The organism is Vreelandella sp. 162(4c) (genome assembly GCF_058152265.1).
On sequence record NZ_CM176981.1, the window covers coordinates 2,870,569 to 2,889,727 of the forward strand.

The following is a 19,159-nucleotide window of genomic DNA, read 5'->3' on the forward strand; positions in this document are numbered from 1 at the left end:
GGGAACTTACAATGAATGAGTTGACTGATCTGAGCTACGCGCTCGATACGTTCTACTTTCTAATTTGCGGTGTGCTCGTCATGTGGATGGCGGCAGGCTTCTCCATGTTAGAGGCGGGCTTAGTACGCTCCAAAAACACCGCTGAGATCCTGACCAAGAATATCGCGCTGTTTGCCATTGCCTGCACCATGTATCTGCTGGTGGGCTACTACATCATGTACTCCAGCAGCGCTGGCGGCTTCCTGCCCAATCTGGGCTTCTTGATTGGCGCTGAAAACAGTGTGGATGCGGTTACCGCAGGCGGCGATGACGCGCCCTACTACTCCATGCGTTCTGACTTCTTCTTCCAAGTCGTGTTCGTGGCAACCGCCATGTCAATTGTGTCGGGTGCCGTCGCTGAGCGTATGAAACTGTGGGCATTCCTGGCCTTTGCTGTGGTAATGACCGCGTTTATCTATCCGGTGTCTGGCTACTGGACTTGGGGTGGCGGCTGGTTGTCTGAAGTGGGCTACTCTGACTATGCGGGTTCCGGCATTGTGCACCTTGCCGGTGCGGCGGCTGCGTTAGCGGGTGTGATCGTGCTAGGCCCACGTAAAGGTAAATACGGTAAAGACGGTTCTATCCACGCTATTCCCGGTGCCAACATGCCGCTGGCAACGCTGGGTACCTTCATTCTGTGGATGGGCTGGTTCGGTTTCAATGGCGGTTCCGAGCTTAAACTTGCGGCTGTCGATTCTGCTAACAACGTGGCACAGGTGTTTGTAAACACGAATGCAGCAGCGGCAGGTGGTGTGATTGCGGCACTGATCCTGGCCAAACTGTGGTTCCGCAAAGCTGACCTGACCATGGCATTGAACGGTGCCCTGGCTGGCCTGGTGGCCATCACCGCCGACCCGCTCTCTCCGACCGCACTGAGCGCTACCATTATCGGCGCGATTGGCGGCATCATCGTGGTCGCAGCCATCGTCACCCTCGATAAAGTGAAGCTGGATGATCCGGTCGGCGCGATCTCGGTTCACGGTGTTGTCGGTATCTGGGGCGTGCTGGCAGTGCCGCTGAACAATGACGGCGCATCATTCGGTGCCCAGATCATCGGTATCGTAGGTATCTTCGCTTGGGTATTCCTGGCCAGCCTGGTGGTATGGCTCATCCTGAAAGCCATCATGGGCATCCGGGTTAGCGAAGAAGAAGAGTATGAAGGCGTTGATATCGCTGAGTGCGGTCTCGAAGCCTATCCCGAATTTGGCATTAAGAAATAAACAGCGGCATTAAGAAATAATTTAATGCTGACCTAGTGAGCAGGCGTGCTCCTTCTGGCCTCCCCTTAGTGGGAGGCTTTTTTATTCTCTGCCGATAGCGGTGTATGCTGGTAGTTAGCGGTTAACGGCTGCAACATTAGCAGCCGTTCAACCCGACCCCATCATGGCCACCCAGTTAGAGGATATGGTAATGAAATTGATCACAGCGATTATCAAGCCGTTTAAGCTCGACGATGTACGCGAGTCGCTCTCCGATATCGGCGTTCAGGGTATTACGGTGACGGAAGTGAAGGGCTTTGGGCGCCAGAAAGGGCATACCGAGCTGTATCGTGGTGCTGAGTATGTGGTGGACTTCCTGCCCAAGGTGAAGCTGGAAGTCGCCGTGGACGACGACATGGTCGAGCAGGTGATTGATGCCATCACCCAGGTGGCGAACACAGGTAAAATCGGCGACGGCAAAATCTTTGTGATGCCGCTGGAGCAGGTGATTCGTATCCGTACTGGCGAAACGGGCAAAGACGCGGTTTAACGGTGAAGGGTAAGGTGTGAATGGTAAGTAGTGCCGAGTAGACAAAGCCCCTGTGGATGCTCTCCCCAGGGGCTTTACTCATAAAGCGATGGTGACAATTTTCTATTCACCCTTCACCCTTCACACAACGATTACTTCTCGACAAACGCACGCTCGATGACGTAGTCGCCCGGCTCGCCCATGCGCGGCGAGATATTCAGACCCAGCTCGTCAAGTAGCGCGCTGGTATCGTCCAGCATGGCGGGGCTGCCGCAGATCATCGCGCGATCCTGGCGCGGATCAATGGGCGGCAGGCCGGTGTCTTCAAACAGCTTGCCCGTACGGATATGGTCGGTTAGGCGCCCCATGGTGTGGAACTCCTCCCGAGTAACGGTGGGGTAGTAGACCAGCTTTTCAGCGATGTCTTCACCCAGGTATTCATGAGCTGGCAGCTCTTTGGTGATAAAGTCGGCGTAGGCTAATTCAGAAACTTCCCGCACACCGTGAACCAGCACTACCTTCTCGAAGCGCTCGTACACTTCAGGATCCTGGATCAGGCTCATAAACGGCGCCAAGCCGGTACCGGTGGAGAGCATGTAGAGGTTGCGGCCCGGCAGTAGGTCATCGCATACCAGTGTGCCGGTGGGCTTGCGGCTAACCATGATCTGATCGCCTACTTTCAGGTGCTGAAGGCGTGAAGTGAGCGGGCCGTCGGGTACTTTAATGCTGAAGAACTCAAGGTGGTCTTCGTAGTTGGGGCTGGCAATGGAGTAAGCGCGCATCAGCGGCTTGCCGTTCACTTCCAAACCAATCATCACGAACTGACCGGTTTTGAAACGCAGGCTGCGCTCGCGGGTGGTGCGGAAGCTGAACAGGGTATCGTTCCAGTGATGGACGCTAAGCACTTCTTCCAGAGCAAACTTACTCATGCCGTTTTCTCCATTAGTCGATGCTGGCGCTAGTCCGCATCGGTCATATTCTTAAAAAGAATAAAAATGATTAAATATGTTGCCAGCAAGTCTAAGCAAAGGGTGGTATATCTGTTAAGCGAATTATATTGATAACGGTTATCTGAAAAATAGATATAGATCAAATAAAGGTCAGACTCTATGCACTACACCCTGCGGCAGTTGGAAGTCTTTGTGGCGGTTGCTCAGCATGAGAGCGTCTCCCATGCGGCGCGGGCGCTGGCCATGTCTCAGTCGGCAACCAGCACGGCGCTTGCGGAGCTTGAGCGGCAGTTCGACTGCCAACTGCTGGATCGGATTGGTAAACGCTTAAAACTTAACGCACTGGGTTTTCAGCTGTTGCCCAAAGCGGTGGCGCTGCTGGATCGCGGCGAAGAGATTGAAGAGCTTCTACGTGGCCAGAAAGGGGTTGGGTCGCTGGATGTAGGGGCTACGCTGACCATTGGCAACTACCTGGCCACGCTGCTGATCAGCGATTTTATGCAGCGCCACCCCGGTAGCCGGGTGCGCTTGGCAGTGCGCAATACGCGCCATATTATCGAAGGCGTGCGCCAGCACTCGCTGGATTTAGGCTTGATCGAGGGGCAGTGCGACGATGACATGATCATCAGCCAACCCTGGGTGGAAGATGAGCTGTGCGTGTTTTGCTCGCCGCGACACCCACTGGCAGGCCGCGAGCACCTTGAACTTGAACAGCTGCTGCGTGAGGACTGGATTATGCGCGAAGAGGGCTCTGGCACCCGCATGACTCTGGAGCATGCCGCGCGCCACCGCCGCAGCCGGTTTAACACCCTGCTAGAGCTAGAGCATACGGAAGGTATTAAGCGTGCCGTGGAGTCAGGGCTGGGGATTGGCTGTGTCTCGCGCCTGGCACTGCGAGATGCCTTCCGGCGCGGCAGCTTGGTGCCGCTGCCTACGCCGGAGTTGGATCTAAAGCGTCAGTTTACGTTTATCTGGCACCGGCACAAATACCTCACCACCGGCGTGCGCGAATTTCTGCGCCTGTGCCGTGAAATGACCGCTGGGGCCAAGCGCAGCGACGATATTGCGCTGCCGCCGATTCCTTAAGCGTTTATCGCTCAGTCAATTCGGGAGCAGGCAACTGATGGTTGCTAGGGGCGTTTTTTGGCTCAAGTGTAAAGCCGCCTACCAGCGCAGCGAGCCTATCCGCCTGATCGTTTAGCTGTTCAGCGGCGGTCGTCGACTCCTCCACAAGCGCGGCGTTTTGCTGGGTCATTTGGTCTAGGTCGGTGACGGCAATGCTCACCTGGCTAATGCCCTCGCTTTGTTCTCGAGCGGCCGTACTGATATCTCCCAACATTTGCGTTACCCGCGTGACGCTTTCTGCTAATTCGTGCATTGCCGACTCCGCATCTCGAACCATTTGGGTGCCGCTTTCAACCTTGCCAGCCGAAGTATTAATACGCTGGCGGATATCCTTGGCGGCTTCGCTACTGCGAGAGGCTAATTTGCGAACTTCGTCGGCGACCACGGCAAACCCACGACCGTGTTCGCCAGCCCGGGCGGCTTCCACAGAAGCATTCAGGGCAAGCAGGTTAGTCTGAAAGGCGATGCCGTCGATGACGGTCACGATGGCCTGAATTTCATCGGAATTGGAGCGAATATCATCCATCGTTGCCACGACTTGCTCAAACGCGCTGTCGGTACGCGAGGCTAACTGCGAGGCGGTTTGTGAAAGCCCACTGGCTTCTTGCGAGGCGTGAGTGGTATGGCTAACGGTGCTGCTGATTTCTTCCATCGCAGAGGAGGTTTGCTGCAGGCTGGCAGCGGCCTGTTCAGTGCGCCGTGAGAGGTCGTGGCCACCTTGAGTAATTTCATTAGCCGCGTGGTTGACGGCTTCACTACTACGGCGCACATCCAGCAGAATAACCTGAATTTTTTCTGCAAAGGCATTGAACTGCTCAGCTACCGCGGCACTTTCATCTCGCCCATGCACCGGTAGACGTTGGGTAAGGTCACCATGGCCTGAAGCAATCTCTGCCATGCGGCTTGCAAGCCGCTTAAGAGGCCGTGCGATTCGCCCGCCAATCCACCATAGCGCTGCCACCCCCAATGCTGCCAGAAGTAGCCCTACTACCGTCATGCCCAGCGTATTTTGCTGGCGCTGCTCGCTGAGAACTGCTTGCAGCTCGCCTAACTCCGCAAGCGCTACGTCTTCAGGGAGCTGGAGTACCAACACCCAGGGGAGGCGAGTATCGCCAATGGTAATAGGCTGATAGCGCTGCAGTAGACCATCGTTAACGCTGCTTTGCAGGCTACCTTGCTCTGATGCCTCTCGGATGCCCGCGAGAATTGTACTGCTAAGGGAGTCACTGGCAGGCGAGCCCAGACTCTCTACGCCTGCCGTGTCGGCGACTAGCCCCCCACTTCCCGCGACGAGAGCCATGCGCCCAGCGCCTTCGTATAGCGCTTGGTTGGCATCGCTTAGCAGGGTTTGGATAAAGTTAAGGGAGAGGTCTACCCCCGCAACGCCACGAAACTCGCCATCCACCAAAATGGGGGCGTTAAACGAAGTGACCAGTTGCGTCTCGCCGCCATAGTCATAAGCCGCCGGATCGATAATGCAGGGAACTAGGGTTTCACGAGGGCAAAGATAGTATTCTCCTTCCCGAACGCCGCTGGGAAGGCGTTCTTCACTCTCCATGGTATCTCCCAGCGGCAGCACTTCTAGCGTTTCATCCTCGGTGCGGTACCACCAGGGCATAAAGCGACCGCTACCGTCATGGCCATAGCGCTCATCTCCTGCATATCGTGCGTCGTCACCAAACGCATTGGGCTCCCAGCCGATAAATGCATCCAGCAGTGTCGGGTTGTCGGCCACAGTTTGGCGCACTAAGTTAGATAGTTCGCGGCGGTTCAGGTAAAGCGAGCGGCGCCCCTCTTCATCCTCCATACCCATCAAAGCATTAGTAGTCGCCAATTGATTGGCGATAGTCATGGCATTGTTGAGTTCGCGCTGAATACGCCCGCCCTCTGCTTCGGCAATGGCATCCAAGCGCGCATTCAATGCACTTTCCATCAATGCGCCGGTATGCTCATTCACCGTTTGCTGGGTGCGGGCCGCGGCGACCAAGTTATAGATGACTAGCGCAGCCACAATCGCGAGCAAGCAAGGGCCCGCAAGTGCGACGACAAAAGAGCGTAACGAACGAAAATGCATAGCGTTACCCCTTAAGTAATGTGATGGCGGCGGTTGTCATGTGCTTGGTACTGCACTTGCAGGGCAGGTGCCGCGGCGTGAGACAGCTTAAAACTACTGATAGTGCCTGCCAGATGATCGGCCTGTTCTTTTAGCTGCTCGGCGGCGGTCGTGGACTCTTCCACCATGGCCGCGTTTTCCTGAGTCATGCGATCCAGTTCTGCGACGGCAATGTTGACCTGATTGATGCCATCGCTTTGCTCGCTGGTGGCCGCATTGATCTCCTCCAAAACATCGGTAACGCGGGTAATATGCGCGACGATGTCTTGCATGGTAGATCCCGCATTACGCACTAAAGTGGTGCCATTGTTAACCTTGGTTTGAGAGTCCTCAATCAGCTTTTGAATATCGTTGGCGGCATCACTGCTACGCCCAGCCAGCTTGCGTACTTCGTCGGCCACCACGGCAAAACCACGGCCATGCTCGCCAGCGCGGGCAGCTTCCACCGACGCGTTAAGCGCCAGCAGGTTGGTCTGGAATGAAATGCTGTTCATCAAGGTGACAATCTCACCGATCTTATCCGAAGCGTGGGTAATGTCTTCCATGGTGGTCACCACATTTGCTACAACCTTCCCACCTTCGTTGGCTACCTCTGAGGCGGTTTGGGAGAGCTTGTTGGCTTCTTTTGCGGATGCAGCCGTGTGTTGAACCGTGCTGGTGATTTCCTCGATCGATGCAGAGGTCTGCTGCAGGCTAGCGGCAGCGTTATCGGTGCGACGGGATAAGTCCTGACCACCCATGGCGATCTCATTGGCCGCGTGGTGAACAGATTCACTGCTGGTGCGTACATCAATTAATACGGCCTCCATTTTACCTACGAAACGGTTGAAGGCCTTGGCAATTTGAGTGACTTCATCATTACCCTCTTCGGGCAAGCGTCGGGTTAAATCGCCCTCTCCCGATGCGATATCATCCATCGCATTACGAACTCCCAGCAAGCGGCGTAGCAGCAGAGAAAGCAGCAAACCGAAGACCACTGCCGTGATTGCGGCCACAATCAGCAGCGTGACTATCGATGTAGTGGCGATGGCGCGCAGGCCCGCTGTTGCCTCGTGTTCGTCCAGTGCCACAATCAACTGCCAGCCACTGCTACCACCCACGTTATTGCCCATTAGCAACGTATCGCTGTTTTGCAGTGAAAGCGATTGGGGTTCATCGGCTTGGGCGATTTCGCTAAGCCGGGTGTTGGTCAGTTCATCGCTCAAACGTGTGGAAGGTTCGAGCGTCATGTCAGCGTCAGGATGTGCGATCAGGGTGCCGTCTTCAGTGGTTAAAAAGCCGAAACTGGACGGCGTAGGGGCAATGCCGGTAACAATTTCGATCACATCCTCGATAGTAATATCCGCACCAATGACTGCAGCCAGCTGCCCATTACGGTAGAAAGGGCGTGCAAAGGTAACGATTAAGCCCCCCGTTTGGGCATCCGTGTAAGGTGCCGTAATAATGGTCTCTTGCGCTTCGGCTGCGCCTTGGTACCAGGGCCGCTGACGCGGGTCGTAATCGCTGGGGGGCTGCCATCCATCGGAAAAAATAGCGTCTGGTGTGGAAGGATAAGCAATGTAGGCTGTCATAAAGCTGCCTGAGCCAGCCAGTTGTTGAAGTGCGGCAAGTGGGTCATCGCTATTGGCTGCATCATCCATGCTGGAAAGCATGGTATAGCGTGCGTTAAACCACTCGTTGATAGCTTGCGTATTACCGTTAACCACGGCGCTAAGATTGCGCGTTATTTGCTGGCTATTATGGTGCTTTACGGTGGTGTAACTGGCAATGCCGTTAATCACCAGAGCGAGGGTAATCGCCACTAATGCAGCCAATAGGATGCGTGCTCGGAGGGTAGATAGCATGGTCGCTCTCGACGTAGAAGTGCATGTCAGTACTCAGGGGGAGGTACCGTTTATAATGTCTTCTAGGCTATCGGCGAGAGCGACCCTTTCTTTAGTCTTACATGGTCTTTAAGTTTTGGATATTACTAGCGTAAATCACTAACTGCTTGTTGAATATCGGCCATTGAAGCTTTACTTAGATCTTTTGATAGGGAATGAATCACCAGCTTTTGGGTAGGGGCATCGAGTTTATCGCGTAAAAGCCCTAAAAATTTAGGTGGCGCCACCATAATGAGCTTCTTCATACTGTTGCCTACTCGAGCACTATAAAGTCGCTGAGCGACCTCTTTCGCAAACAACTCGTTTTCGTGCTTAGTAGCCGTTCCCTCTTCGCCAGCCGAGCGAGAGGTAGTGGACATCGACTCATGCACATCGCCTCGACCGTCGGTGACCAAGTCACCTTCGTGTAGACGTCCTTCAGCGTGAACCATGCTTTCTTGCTCTGCCAACGTTAAGGCATCTCGGGTAAAAATGCGTGCGCGAGCGGCGTCGGCTACCACGATATAGGTTGTCATCGCTGTGCATACTCCATGTCGTTGATGGTCATCTAACCATGGCAAGCGTTTGGCGTTAGGTCAAACGCTTGCCTCGGCTTAAGCAACGTGGGTTACAGCACCTTGCTACGCAGCAAGCTGGTGACGGCTTCACCAATCAGTACCAGCACAATAATGGCAATCAAAATGGTCGCCACGGTAGGCCAGGCAAAGGTGTCAATTGCGCCCTGGAGGATAACGCCGATACCCCCGGCGCCCACCAACCCAAGTACCGTCGATTCGCGGATATTGATATCCCAGCGGAGGATGACGATGGCAAAAAACGCGGGCATGACCTGAGGCACGATTGCATAGGCGACCACTTTGGCCTTGGAGGCCCCGGTGGCTTCCATGGCCTCTACGGGGCGCCGGTCAATCTCCTCTATTGCTTCGCCCATCAGCTTGCCGATAAAGCCAATCGAGCGAAACATGATGGCGAGTATACCCGCTAATACCCCAGGGCCAAAAATGGCCACGAACAGCAGCGCCCAGATGATGGTGTTCACCGAACGGCTTGAGACCAGAATGAAGCGACCAAACCACAAACAGGCGCGGTTGGGGGTAGTATTCTGGGCGGCGATGTAGGCCACCGGGAGCGCCAGGAAAATCGTCAGAAAGGTAGCCAGCGTAGCGATATGCACGGTCTCGATCAGCGCTGCGATAATGCCATTGAGCCCCGCCGCACTGGGTGGCCACATGCGTGCGCCAAGCCCGGAGATTTGGTTGGGCGCATCCCACACCCAGGGCCAGAAAATATCAATATCGCGCACCGCCCAAACCACTAACATCAAGGTAGCTAGCAGAACGGCGTAACGAATCAGGCGCTGTTTGCGGTCATAGCGTTGCCAAATACGATCGGCAAGCTGCTGTGCGTGATCTACCATATTTTTTTCCTTACCCAGCCGCTGACACCTTCACTGAGCAAAATGACCGCGATGATAATGAGCAGAATCGCAAAGGCGAAATCGTAGTCGTAACGCCCAAAGGCATTCATCAGGGTGCCGCCAATGCCGCCTGCCCCAACGATTCCGACCACCGCTGATGCGCGCAAGTTACTATCCAATTGGTACATGGATAGCCCTACCTGGCGTGGCAGAATTTGCGGAAAGACCGCATAAAACAGAATGGCCACATAGCCTGCGCCGGCGGCTTTCATCGCCTCTACTTGGCCCCAATCAATCTCCTCGATCTCTTCGGCGAGCAACTTGCCCACAAAGCCGATGGAGTAGAGTGTCAGAGTCAGAATACCTGCGAGTGGGCCAAATCCAACGGCAGCGACAAACAGGATGGCAACAATTACCGGATGAAAGCTGCGCGATACGATAATCACCGACCGGCCAATCACATAGATAGGCATTGGGGCGATATTACGTGCCGCCATCACGGCAAAGGGAATAGAGAGTAAAACCCCCAATAGCGTCGCCAGAATGGCGATTTGAAAGCTCTCTTTAAAGCCTGTCAGCAGCAGCTCGTAGCGCTCTAGGCTGGGTGGGAAGCCGCCGCTAAATATGCGTGCCGCGCGGGGCAACCCTTCAGAGATCCGCGCCCAGTTGAACGGCAGCGAGCCGAACGCCCAGACCAGATAAACCACGGCAACCACGATTAACCCATAGCGTAGCAACGGGTTGGCAATGAACGGCGGCTTTCGCCAGGTGCGGGGCGCCGTTGAAGGGGCCTCAGGCGGAGTCATGTGAGGGTTCCTCCGCTGGCGTATCAGTAATCGCATCGTCCGGCGCTTCAATGCCACCGTAGATGGCGTCTAACGCGTCTTTGTTGAAATCGGCAGGCAACCCATCAAAGATCATCTTGCCGTGGCGTAGGCCCACAATCCGCTCGGTATAGGTTTTGGCCTGTGCGACGTTGTGAATATTGATGAGTACTGGCAGCGAGAGCTCACTGGCCAGGCTTTGCAGCAGTATCATGATTTGCTCGGAGGTGCGTGGATCCAGCGAGGCAGTTGGTTCGTCCGCCAGCAGAACATCAGGCTCCTGCATCAGGGCTCGCACGACGCCTACCCGCTGGCGCTCGCCACCGGATAGCTCATCAGCGCGCTTGTTGGCGTAATGAGCGATTCCCACCCGCTCCATTAGCACAAACGCACGCTCAATATCTGCCTGAGGGTAGCGGCGCGATATCGCTTGATAGAGATTCACATAACCCAACCGCCCGGCCAACACGTTCTCCATCACGGTCAAGCGATCCAGTAGGTTAAAGCCTTGGAACACCATGCCGATCTTGCGGCGAGCACGGCGCAGCTCGGCGCCTTTCAGGTTCACCAGCTCATTGCCGTTGAGTTTGATAGAGCCGGAGGTTGGTTCGACCAGACGATTGATACATCTCAGCATGGTGCTTTTGCCCGCACCCGAGGCGCCTACGATAGAAACAACGCTGTTTCCCTCTACCTTGAGGTCAAGCCCTTTCAGCACGGCTTCATCGTGGCCATAACGTTTGACCAGATTGGTAATTTCCAGCATGTGTCCGCTTCCATCGTCGAGACAATAACCGCACCGCCGGCGGCGGTGCGCTACGTTTACTCTTCCAGGTTTTCTGGCGTATAGCTCACGTTATTGGCCGCTTGGATGGTACGAATTACCTGCCAGTTGTCTTGGTAGTTGATGGGTATGAATTTCTCGACGCCCTCAAACTCTTCACCAAGTTCGGTGCCGACAAAATCAAAGCTAAAAAAGGCTTCCTCTATTTTCTCGACCAGGTCGGGATGCAAGTTGTGCGCGTAGTTATAGGAGGTAGTGGGGAAACGGTCGGATTCGTAGATCAGGCGCACGTCTTCTTCATCGTAAAGACCGCGTGCTGCCATCCGCTCGACGACTTCTGAGGCCACGGGGGCCGCGTCGTAATCCTTGGCCACCACGCCCAGCATGGATTGGTCGTGGCTACCCGAATAGACCACTTCGTAATCCTCATCGGGGGTGATGCCGAGTTCCGGCAGCAGCGCACGAGGGGCTAAATTGCCCGAGTTTGAGGTGGGTGAGGTATGGGCAACGCGTTTGCCTTTGAGATCCTCAACCTCATGGATATCAGAGTCAACATGAGTAAATAACTGCAGGGTGTAACCGAATTGGCCGTCATCAGAGCCCATCAAGGCAAACGGCACGGCACCGGCCAAATTCACCGCAAACGGCGTAGGGCCAGTGGAGAAGCCAGCGATATGCAGCCGACCGCTGCGCATGGCTTCAACTTGGGCAGCGTTTGACTGTACGGCGAAGAAACGCACATCCCGTTCGGTAACCTCGGCCAAGTGATCGATAAACGGCTGCCAGATATCCGAATAGATAGCCGGATCCTCCACGGGGGTATAAGCAAAAATCAGCGTGTCTGGATTGACCCACTCAGCCTCATCGGCAGGGCGATCCGCCACCATATCGCCATCTTCATCACAATAGATGGTATCCAGGGCGCCACGTTCGCACTCCGCGAAGGCATGGGTAGAGAGCAGGGTGAGCGGTAGTAGGGATGTAGCGATAAGTATCGCAAGCGGGCGCTGGCGGAAGAGCGAAGTTGTCATGGTGAGCCTCGTTTGTGCGTTATTGTTGTGTTCTTGCTATGGGTCAGGCTGTATTTCCTTGGCTGCGTTTTGCCACTATTGAAAGCGGAAACTGTTTCGTAAGTGGACATTCCGCGTCAAGGATGGTTATTTTCGAAAGTAGACACCTTCAATCTAGGGTTTGTGACAAACTTATGTCAAATACTTTACAGCCGCTCTCCGACCATTGGCGCAACCGCTATTTATTCATGCGCCACGGCCATAGTCTGGCTAATCAACAGAGGGTGATTGTCAGCTCGCCGGGGCGCGGGGTGGAAAACTTTGGTCTCTCCGAGCATGGTGAGCAACAGCTTGCCCAGCTCGTTGCCGACTGGCAGTGGCCTGTGCCGACCCGCGTGGTGCATTCAGACTTTTTGCGTACCACCCAAACCGCTGCCCATGTGGCGGCCAGGTTCGAGTTGGTACCCAGCGTGGATACGCGCTTGCGGGAACGAAATTTTGGCGAACTAGAGGGGTTGGGGGACGAGCACTATCCCAGTGTATGGGCGTTAGATGCCGAGGATGCTGAACACCAGCACCATGGAGTAGAAGCGTTGAGCCGGGTGGCGAGCCGTATGCAGGCGGTGATCGGTGATTGGGAACAACAGGTAAGCGGGGAAGTCATTCTGCTCGTCAGTCACGGTGATCCGCTGCAAATTCTGCTGACTGCCCTGGCCGGGAAACCGCTGACGTCCCACCGTGAGCAAACCCCGTTAGCACCCGCTAGCATTACTCTTTATGGGCATGGCGTGTAATCCACTAAAAGCTGTGTGGTAGTCTCTAAGAAAAGTAAAGAGAACCTGCTATGCCTGCTCCTTTTTCGCCGGATGCGCCGAGCCTGCTGAATGCCCTTGCTGTGGGCAGCCGCGCGCTCATCGACGCGCACTTTTGGAGTGAGGGCGTCGATCAGCTATTGGCGGCGCTAGGGGAAGCGTCGGGTGTCAATCGGGTGTGGATATTTCAAACCATAGAGCGCAACCCAAACGGTGTCTTGCAGGATTTTGTTTTTGAGTGGGCATCTTCATCGCACTATCGTGAGCGAACGCAAAAACGCTTTCGCTTTTTTACCACGCTGATCGACGATCCCGAGTATGAGGAAATGGTCAATCGTCGGGAGCGTGGTGACTCGCACACCTGTATTACCTCGCAGGTGGATTTGGGGTCGCTGCGCGACAATTTGGAAAGCCAGTCGATTTTATCGATGGTGACCGTTCCGATTATGGTGGATGGTCAGTGGTGGGGCACTTTGGGCTTCGATGACTGTGAGCGTGAAGTTGACTGGGAGGGAGCGGGGTTGCAGGCGCTAGTGATCGGCGCTGAACTGATCGCTTCGGCTATTTATCGTCAGCAGCTTACCCGCAGGCAGCGGCAGGTTGATCTGCTGCAGCAGGTCGCCGCCTGCGGCACCTGGGAGATTAATACTCGCAGTGGCGCAACCTGGTGCTCTTCGGCGTTGCTGCTTTCGCTGGGTTATCCTGGTGATTATGCAAGGCTCCCATTGCGCCGCTTACTGGCTCACGCCATGCCCACTGACCGCTTACGGGTGTTTGGTTTGATCCGCGAGTGCCAACAGCGGCTGCAAACCCAATGCCGCATTGATGTTCAGCTCAGGGTCGCATCCGGGCAATGGCGTTGGCATGAGCTGGTGATGGAAAGCTACTACTCCGATGATGGCTATTTAGCGCGTATCGGCGGCCTAGTCATCGATATTAGTCAACGTAAAAAAAGCGAAGAGCAGGCCTGGGCGGCGGCGGAGTTTGACGCCTTGACCGGCACACGCAACCGACGTGGCTTGGCTAATCACTTAGCACAACTCAATGAGCAAGCTGAAGCGGCAGCCTATTATTTGCTGATGATTGATATTGATTACTTCAAACATATCAATGATCGCTACGGTCACCCCGCGGGGGATACGCTGCTGGTGGAGATGGCAAAGCGAGTACACGAGGCCCTGCGGCCCGAGGATTGTCTGGCAAGGTTCGGCGGTGAAGAGTTTGCTGTTACGGCGGGTGATTTATCGCACCAACAGGTAGTCCAGCTGGGTGAGCGTATTCGCCAACGAGTAGCCCAGCAGCCGTTTTACCTGACGGCGGGTGATTCGCAAGCGCCGATGATGGTGACACTCACCGTCAGCGTGGGGATTGCACCTCTGGCGCTCACCAGTGATTTAGACCACAGTCAGGCAGTAGCCGTTGCCCAGGCCGACCAAGCGCTCTATGCCGCCAAAGAGGCGGGGCGAAATCGCGTTGTGGCTCACTGGCAGCCGTGATGACGACGACTGATGAGGTTTATTGCTGCGACGGTGGAATCCAGGCAATCATATCGACTTCCACATCAGCGCCGCCAGCCAGGCCGGTTACCCCGATACAGGTGCGGGTGGGTAGAGGCTGGGGAAAGTAACTGGCGTAGACCTTATTCACTTCGTCGAAGTGGCCCATATTGGTAATGAACACCCGGGACTGCACCACATATTCGAAGGCACTTCCGACTTCTTCCAGCACAATCGCCAGGTTCTGCATTACCCGATGAGTCTGTTCGGTGAAGGTGCCCAAAAGCATCTCGTTGGTCTCTGGCACCGTCGGCATCTGGCCAGTGATAAAGACCAGATCACCTACGCGGCAGGCGTGGGAAAAAGGCGCAATCGGTTGCGGGGCGCGGTCGATAAACAGCTTTTCAATCATGTTTTTATCCTTTTTTAATGTTTTTAAAACATCATGGGCCTCAAGTGAGGCCCATGATGACGAACTTATCCACAGCTGCTTTGTCGCTGGGGCTGTGTATTAATGCCCCAGAATCTGGCTTAAGAACAGCTGGGTACGTTCAGACTGCGGGTTGTTGAAGAACGGCTCTGGCGCGTTCTCTTCAATGATTTGCCCCTGATCCATAAAGATCACCCGGTCGGCGACGGTTTTGGCGAAGCCCATTTCGTGGGTCACGCAGATCATGGTCATGCCCTCTTCCGCCAGTTCCACCATAACGTCCAGCACCTCTTTGATCATCTCGGGGTCGAGGGCGGAGGTGGGCTCGTCAAACAGCATCACGTCGGGGTGCATGCACAGCGAGCGGGCAATCGCTACACGCTGCTGCTGACCGCCCGAGAGTTGCCCCGGGTACTTAGTTGCCTGCTCGGCAATGCGCACCCGTTCTAGGTACTCCATGGCTAGCGCTTCAGCCTCTTTGCGCGGCTTCTTTTGTACCCACATTGGCGCAATACAGCAGTTTTCCAGCACTGATAAATGCGGGAACAAATTGAAGTGCTGAAACACCATGCCGACACTACGACGAATCTGCTCAATGCGCTTAACGTCTTGGGTCAGCGGTAGACCGCCCACCACAATTTCACCTTTTTGGTGCTCTTCAAGGTGGTTAATACAACGAATCAGCGTTGATTTACCCGAACCTGAAGGGCCGCAAACCACGATACGTTCGCCGCGTTTTACCTCAAGGTAGATATCCCGCAGTACGTGAAAATCGCCGTACCACTTGTTAACGTTATGCATCTCGACCATCAGGTCAGAAGCACTGGTGTCAGAGGTGTTGGTGGCTGCTTGTGTCATGTTGAAATCCTACTTAAAACGTAATGAGATGCGGCGTCAGTGCTTATGGCCGGTGTTTAGCTTGCGCTCCAAGTACTGGCTGTAGCGCGACATGCTGAAACAGAATATCCAGAACACGAACGCGGCAAATACATAGCCCTCTACCGAGAAGCCCAGCCAGCGCGAGTCGGAAAGCGCCGCTTGCACAATGCCCAACAGGTCAAACAGCCCGATGATCATGACCAGGGTGGTGTCTTTAAACAGTGAGATAAACGTATTGACGATGCCAGGAATCATCATTTTCAGTGCCTGAGGCATCACGATTAGCCCCATGCGCTTCCAATACGTCATCCCCAGTGCCGCGGCGGCCTCATCTTGCCCTTTGGGAATCGCCTGCAAACCACCGCGAATAACCTCGGCCATATAGGCACTTTGGAACAGCGTCAGGCCGATTAGCGCACGTATAAGGCGATCCACGTTAAGTTCAGACGGCAGGAACAGCGGCAGCATCACCGAGGCCATAAACAGAATGGTGATTAGCGGCACACCGCGCCAAAACTCGATAAAAATCACGCAGAAGGTTTTGACGATGGGCATGTTCGAGCGTCGCCCAAGGGCTAATACAATGCCAATAGGCAGTGCGCCAATCATCCCCACGCTAGCCAGTAGCAGCGTCAGCATCAAACCGCCCCAGCGGTGGGTGGAGACACGCGGTAGATCAAAGTAGCCGCCGTGTAGCAGTACGTAGGCGATCACCGGGAAGATCAGCAGCGCAAACAGTGTCATCCAGCGCTTAAACGGCAGGCGCGGAATGACCATCCAGGCAATAATGCCCGCGAACATGGCAAACACGATGTTGGCGCGCCAATACTCCTCACTCGGGTAGAGGCCGTACATAAACTGGGAAAAGCGTGCGTTAACGAATACCCAGCAGGCGCCCACGCGTGTGCAGTCTTCGCGGCTGTCGCCCACCCAGTTGGCATCAATAAATGCCCACTGAACCGTTGGCACCACGAGTAGATAGAGCACGTACAGGCCCAGTAGCGTGAAGATGCTATTGATAGGGCCGTTGAACAGATTGCCTCGTAGCCAGGCAACCGGCCCAATGGTGCCTTTAGGAGCCGGGCGCTGAGGTATGGTTTCTTTATTGTGAATCATGGGGTCGCCTCCGGCCTAGCGTTCGACCAGCGCAACGCGAGCGTTGAACCAGTTCATGAACATGGACACCAGCAAGCTGATGATCAGATAAACCGCCATGGTCATGGCAATGACTTCGATTGCCTGACCGGTCTGGTTGAGCGTGGTGCCGGCAAAAACCGATACCAGGTCGGGGTAGCCGATGGCGGTGGCCAGTGACGAGTTTTTAATCAGGTTGAGGTATTGGCTGGTGAGTGGCGGAATAATGACGCGCATAGCCTGGGGAATGATGATTAGGCGCAGCACTAGCTTGCGCGGCAAGCTCAATGCCTGGGCGGCTTCCGTTTGGCCATGGGGGATGGCTTGGATGCCCGAGCGCACAATCTCCGCAATGAAGGACGCGGTATAGATAGACAGCGCCAGCCACAGGGCCAAAAATTCAGGGATAATGGTAATACCACCGCCGAAGTTAAAGCCGCGCAGTACCGGCATCTCCCAGGTCACCGGTACACCGGTAGCGACCAATACCAGCAGCGGTAGGCCAAAGATAATCACCAGCGACATCCAGAAAACCGGCAGGCGCTTGCCGGTGGCTTCGTGACGGCGCTTGTTCCACATGACCAGTGCGATGCTAGCAATAATGGCTACCACGAAGGTGGCTGGGATAAGACCAAATCCTGACTCGAACAGAGGCTGAGGCAGGTACAGCCCGCGTACGTTCAGGAAAATGGCTTCACCAAAGGCCATGCTCTCTCTAGCGCTGGGTAACGTCCGCAGTACAGCAAAGTACCAGAAGAAAATTTGCAGCAGCAGGGGGATATTACGAAACGTTTCGATATACGCATTGGCTAGCCGAGCGATCAACCAGTTGGGCGATAGCCGCGCGATACCGACGATAAAACCAATAATCGAGGCAGCTAACACCCCCAATCCACCGACTAGCAGCGTATTGAGCAAGCCAATCACAAAAGTGCGGCCGTAGGTACTTTGGGAGGAGTACTCGATTAAGCTTTGACCAATACCAAAGCCGGCTGTGTTGCCCAGGAAGCCAAAGCCAGTGGTAATGCCGCGAGCATTCAGGTTGGCTTGGGTATTGCCGATAATATAGATCAGGAAAGCCGCGACAACGGCGACCAATATAAGCTGAAAAATAAGTGCGCGCTTAGCGCGGTCTCGCCAAAACGGCGGCTTGTGGCCAGCGGGGCGAACGTTAGGTCTTACAGACATGGATGGCGTCTCCGCTACACGGAAGGTCAATCAAATGGCCCGCCACGACCTTTAAACAGATACCTGTGAAGAGGGCGGCGGGCCGGGGTCAAGCGAGACGCTTAGCGAATCGGGGGAGCGTACTGGAAACCACCGTCGGTCCACAGGGCGTTAACACCGCGCTCAATTTCCAGCGGCGAGCCCATGCCCACGTTGCGGTCGAAGCTTTCAGCGTAGTTACCCACTTGGCTAATAATGTTGTAGGCCCAATCTGCTTCTAGGTTCATGCCTTCACCGTAGTTGCCGTCTTGGCCTAGCAAGCGAGCGATGTTGGGGTCTTCAGAGTTAAGCATTTCTTCAGCGTTTTCACTGGTGACGCCGTACTCTTCGGCGTTAATCATGGCGAACAGCGACCATTTCACAATGTTGAACCAAAGATCGTCACCCTGACGAACCACAGGGCCTAGTGGCTCTTTGGAGATAACGTCAGACAGGATCATCGAGGCTGAAGGATCGTCTAGCTGAATACGTAGCGCCGCTAGCTGAGAGGTATCGGAGGTTAGCACGTCACAGCGGCCGGCCTGATAGCCACCCACGGTTTGCTCAGAGGTATCAAATACGATCGGGTTGAATTCCATGTCGTTAGCACGGAAGTAGTCAGCCAGGTTCAGCTCGGTAGTGGTGCCAGACTGAATGCAGATGGAGGCGCCGTCGAGTTCATCAGCACCGGTAATACCCAGGTCACGGGATACCATGAAGCCCTGGCCGTCGTAAAAAGTAACCCCGGTGAAGTTCAGGCCCAGAGTAGTATCGCGGGTAGTCGTCCAGGTGGTATTACGTGATAGAACGTCGACTTCACCTGATTGCAGGGCGGTGAAGCGCTCTACGGCGTTGAGTGAAATATAGTTGACGGCTTCTGAGTCGCCGAGTACCGCTGCCGCTACAGCGCGGCATACATCAACGTCGATACCTTGCCAGTTACCGTCGTCGTCCGGAGCTGAGAAGCCCGGCAAACCATCGCTCACACCACACTGAACGGCGCCACGCTCAATGGTATCTTCCAGGGTGTCGGCTTGAGCAGTTGCCATTCCCGCCAGGCTAAGTGAGCCAGCGGACGCCAGAAGCGCTAAGTGTTTTTTATTGAACATCTAGTTTCCCTCGAAGTTATTGGAATCAGCTACTGAAATCAGTTAATGAAACCAGTAGTTGAAATAGTTATGCATGCCGTAGCATGTCACTAAACCTAGCAAGGAAGATGCCAACAAGGGTACAGGCGTTAATTCAGCGCTTTTCAACGCTACTCAACGAATTCGAGACGAAGGTCTAGGTGCAAAAAAGGTTACCGCCCTCCTCGCATTGCACCGTAAT

At 55.0% G+C, this 19,159-nt stretch carries 18 protein-coding genes; 5 read left to right on the forward strand and 13 right to left on the reverse strand.

From position 1 onward, the window contains the following. The first annotated feature begins 11 nt into the window (after nt 1–11). Together AC4EYZ_RS13275 and glnK are read left to right on the forward strand one after the other, a co-directional pair. Nucleotides 12–1,259 (forward strand): ammonium transporter, encoded by a 1,248-nt coding sequence (locus tag AC4EYZ_RS13275; protein WP_009286189.1) that lies wholly within the window; start codon nt 12–14, stop codon nt 1,257–1,259. A 190-nt stretch (nt 1,260–1,449) separates the two neighbouring features. Beyond that, the gene (glnK, locus tag AC4EYZ_RS13280; protein ID WP_027957942.1) at nt 1,450–1,788 is read left to right on the forward strand and encodes a P-II family nitrogen regulator; all 339 of its coding nucleotides are present in this window, start codon (nt 1,450–1,452) and stop codon (nt 1,786–1,788) included. A gap of 131 nt (nt 1,789–1,919) precedes the next feature. On the opposite strand, the gene AC4EYZ_RS13285 is transcribed toward glnK, so the two are convergent. After that, a complete protein-coding gene (locus AC4EYZ_RS13285) occupies nt 1,920–2,696 on the reverse strand; it encodes a ferredoxin--NADP reductase (protein WP_007112363.1) in 777 nt (258 codons plus the stop codon). Between the two features lie 180 nt (nt 2,697–2,876). On the opposite strand from AC4EYZ_RS13285, the gene AC4EYZ_RS13290 reads away from it, so the two are divergent. Further along, nucleotides 2,877–3,803 (forward strand): LysR family transcriptional regulator, encoded by a 927-nt coding sequence (locus AC4EYZ_RS13290; protein WP_009286188.1) that lies wholly within the window; start codon nt 2,877–2,879, stop codon nt 3,801–3,803. A 4-nt stretch (nt 3,804–3,807) separates the two neighbouring features. Here AC4EYZ_RS13290 and AC4EYZ_RS13295 read toward each other — a convergent pair whose 3' ends face one another. The 7 genes from AC4EYZ_RS13295 to phnD form a co-directional block, all read right to left on the reverse strand. Beyond that, on the reverse strand, nt 3,808–5,916 hold the full coding sequence (locus AC4EYZ_RS13295) for a methyl-accepting chemotaxis protein (protein WP_009286186.1): 2,109 nt from the start codon (nt 5,914–5,916) through the stop codon (nt 3,808–3,810). A gap of 11 nt (nt 5,917–5,927) precedes the next feature. Next, nucleotides 5,928–7,799, reverse strand: coding sequence for a methyl-accepting chemotaxis protein (locus AC4EYZ_RS13300; RefSeq protein ID WP_474191709.1), 1,872 nt, complete (start codon nt 7,797–7,799; stop codon nt 5,928–5,930). Nucleotides 7,800–7,924: 125 nt separating this feature from the next. Then, nucleotides 7,925–8,353, reverse strand: coding sequence for a host attachment protein (locus tag AC4EYZ_RS13305; protein ID WP_022521305.1), 429 nt, complete (start codon nt 8,351–8,353; stop codon nt 7,925–7,927). A 92-nt stretch (nt 8,354–8,445) separates the two neighbouring features. After that, nucleotides 8,446–9,255 carry a phosphonate ABC transporter, permease protein PhnE gene (gene phnE, locus AC4EYZ_RS13310; RefSeq protein WP_022521306.1) on the reverse strand — a complete coding sequence of 270 codons (810 nt, stop codon included), beginning with the start codon at nt 9,253–9,255 and terminating at the stop codon, nt 8,446–8,448. After that, nucleotides 9,249–10,061, reverse strand: coding sequence for a phosphonate ABC transporter, permease protein PhnE (gene phnE / locus AC4EYZ_RS13315; RefSeq protein WP_022521307.1), 813 nt, complete (start codon nt 10,059–10,061; stop codon nt 9,249–9,251). The genes phnE (AC4EYZ_RS13310) and phnE (AC4EYZ_RS13315) overlap by 7 nt, the downstream gene beginning before the upstream one ends. Further along, nucleotides 10,048–10,845 (reverse strand): phosphonate ABC transporter ATP-binding protein, encoded by a 798-nt coding sequence (gene phnC / locus AC4EYZ_RS13320; protein ID WP_022521308.1) that lies wholly within the window; start codon nt 10,843–10,845, stop codon nt 10,048–10,050. The genes phnE (AC4EYZ_RS13315) and phnC overlap by 14 nt, the downstream gene beginning before the upstream one ends. Nucleotides 10,846–10,901: 56 nt before the next feature. Then, entirely contained in the window at nt 10,902–11,894 is a 993-nt protein-coding gene (gene phnD / locus AC4EYZ_RS13325) for a phosphate/phosphite/phosphonate ABC transporter substrate-binding protein (RefSeq protein WP_022521309.1), read from the reverse strand. A 173-nt stretch (nt 11,895–12,067) separates the two neighbouring features. Here phnD and AC4EYZ_RS13330 point away from each other — a divergent pair, with 173 nt between their 5' ends. Continuing rightward, complete coding sequence (locus tag AC4EYZ_RS13330) at nt 12,068–12,667, forward strand: histidine phosphatase family protein (RefSeq protein ID WP_474191710.1); 600 nt, start codon at nt 12,068–12,070, stop codon at nt 12,665–12,667. Nucleotides 12,668–12,717: 50 nt separating this feature from the next. Beyond that, complete coding sequence (locus tag AC4EYZ_RS13335) at nt 12,718–14,181, forward strand: sensor domain-containing diguanylate cyclase (RefSeq protein ID WP_027957938.1); 1,464 nt, start codon at nt 12,718–12,720, stop codon at nt 14,179–14,181. Between the two features lie 19 nt (nt 14,182–14,200). On the opposite strand, the gene AC4EYZ_RS13340 is transcribed toward AC4EYZ_RS13335, so the two are convergent. From AC4EYZ_RS13340 to AC4EYZ_RS13360, 5 genes are all read right to left on the reverse strand, one after another. Next, nucleotides 14,201–14,593 carry a RidA family protein gene (locus AC4EYZ_RS13340; RefSeq protein WP_022521312.1) on the reverse strand — a complete coding sequence of 131 codons (393 nt, stop codon included), beginning with the start codon at nt 14,591–14,593 and terminating at the stop codon, nt 14,201–14,203. A 99-nt stretch (nt 14,594–14,692) separates the two neighbouring features. Further along, a complete protein-coding gene (locus AC4EYZ_RS13345) occupies nt 14,693–15,469 on the reverse strand; it encodes an amino acid ABC transporter ATP-binding protein (RefSeq protein WP_022521313.1) in 777 nt (258 codons plus the stop codon). Between the two features lie 36 nt (nt 15,470–15,505). After that, nucleotides 15,506–16,606 (reverse strand): amino acid ABC transporter permease, encoded by a 1,101-nt coding sequence (locus AC4EYZ_RS13350; RefSeq protein WP_009286182.1) that lies wholly within the window; start codon nt 16,604–16,606, stop codon nt 15,506–15,508. A gap of 15 nt (nt 16,607–16,621) precedes the next feature. Next, nucleotides 16,622–17,812 (reverse strand): amino acid ABC transporter permease, encoded by a 1,191-nt coding sequence (locus AC4EYZ_RS13355; RefSeq protein WP_022521314.1) that lies wholly within the window; start codon nt 17,810–17,812, stop codon nt 16,622–16,624. A gap of 101 nt (nt 17,813–17,913) precedes the next feature. Continuing rightward, a complete protein-coding gene (locus AC4EYZ_RS13360; RefSeq protein ID WP_009286180.1) occupies nt 17,914–18,939 on the reverse strand; it encodes an amino acid ABC transporter substrate-binding protein in 1,026 nt (341 codons plus the stop codon). Nucleotides 18,940–19,159 lie beyond the last annotated feature (220 nt).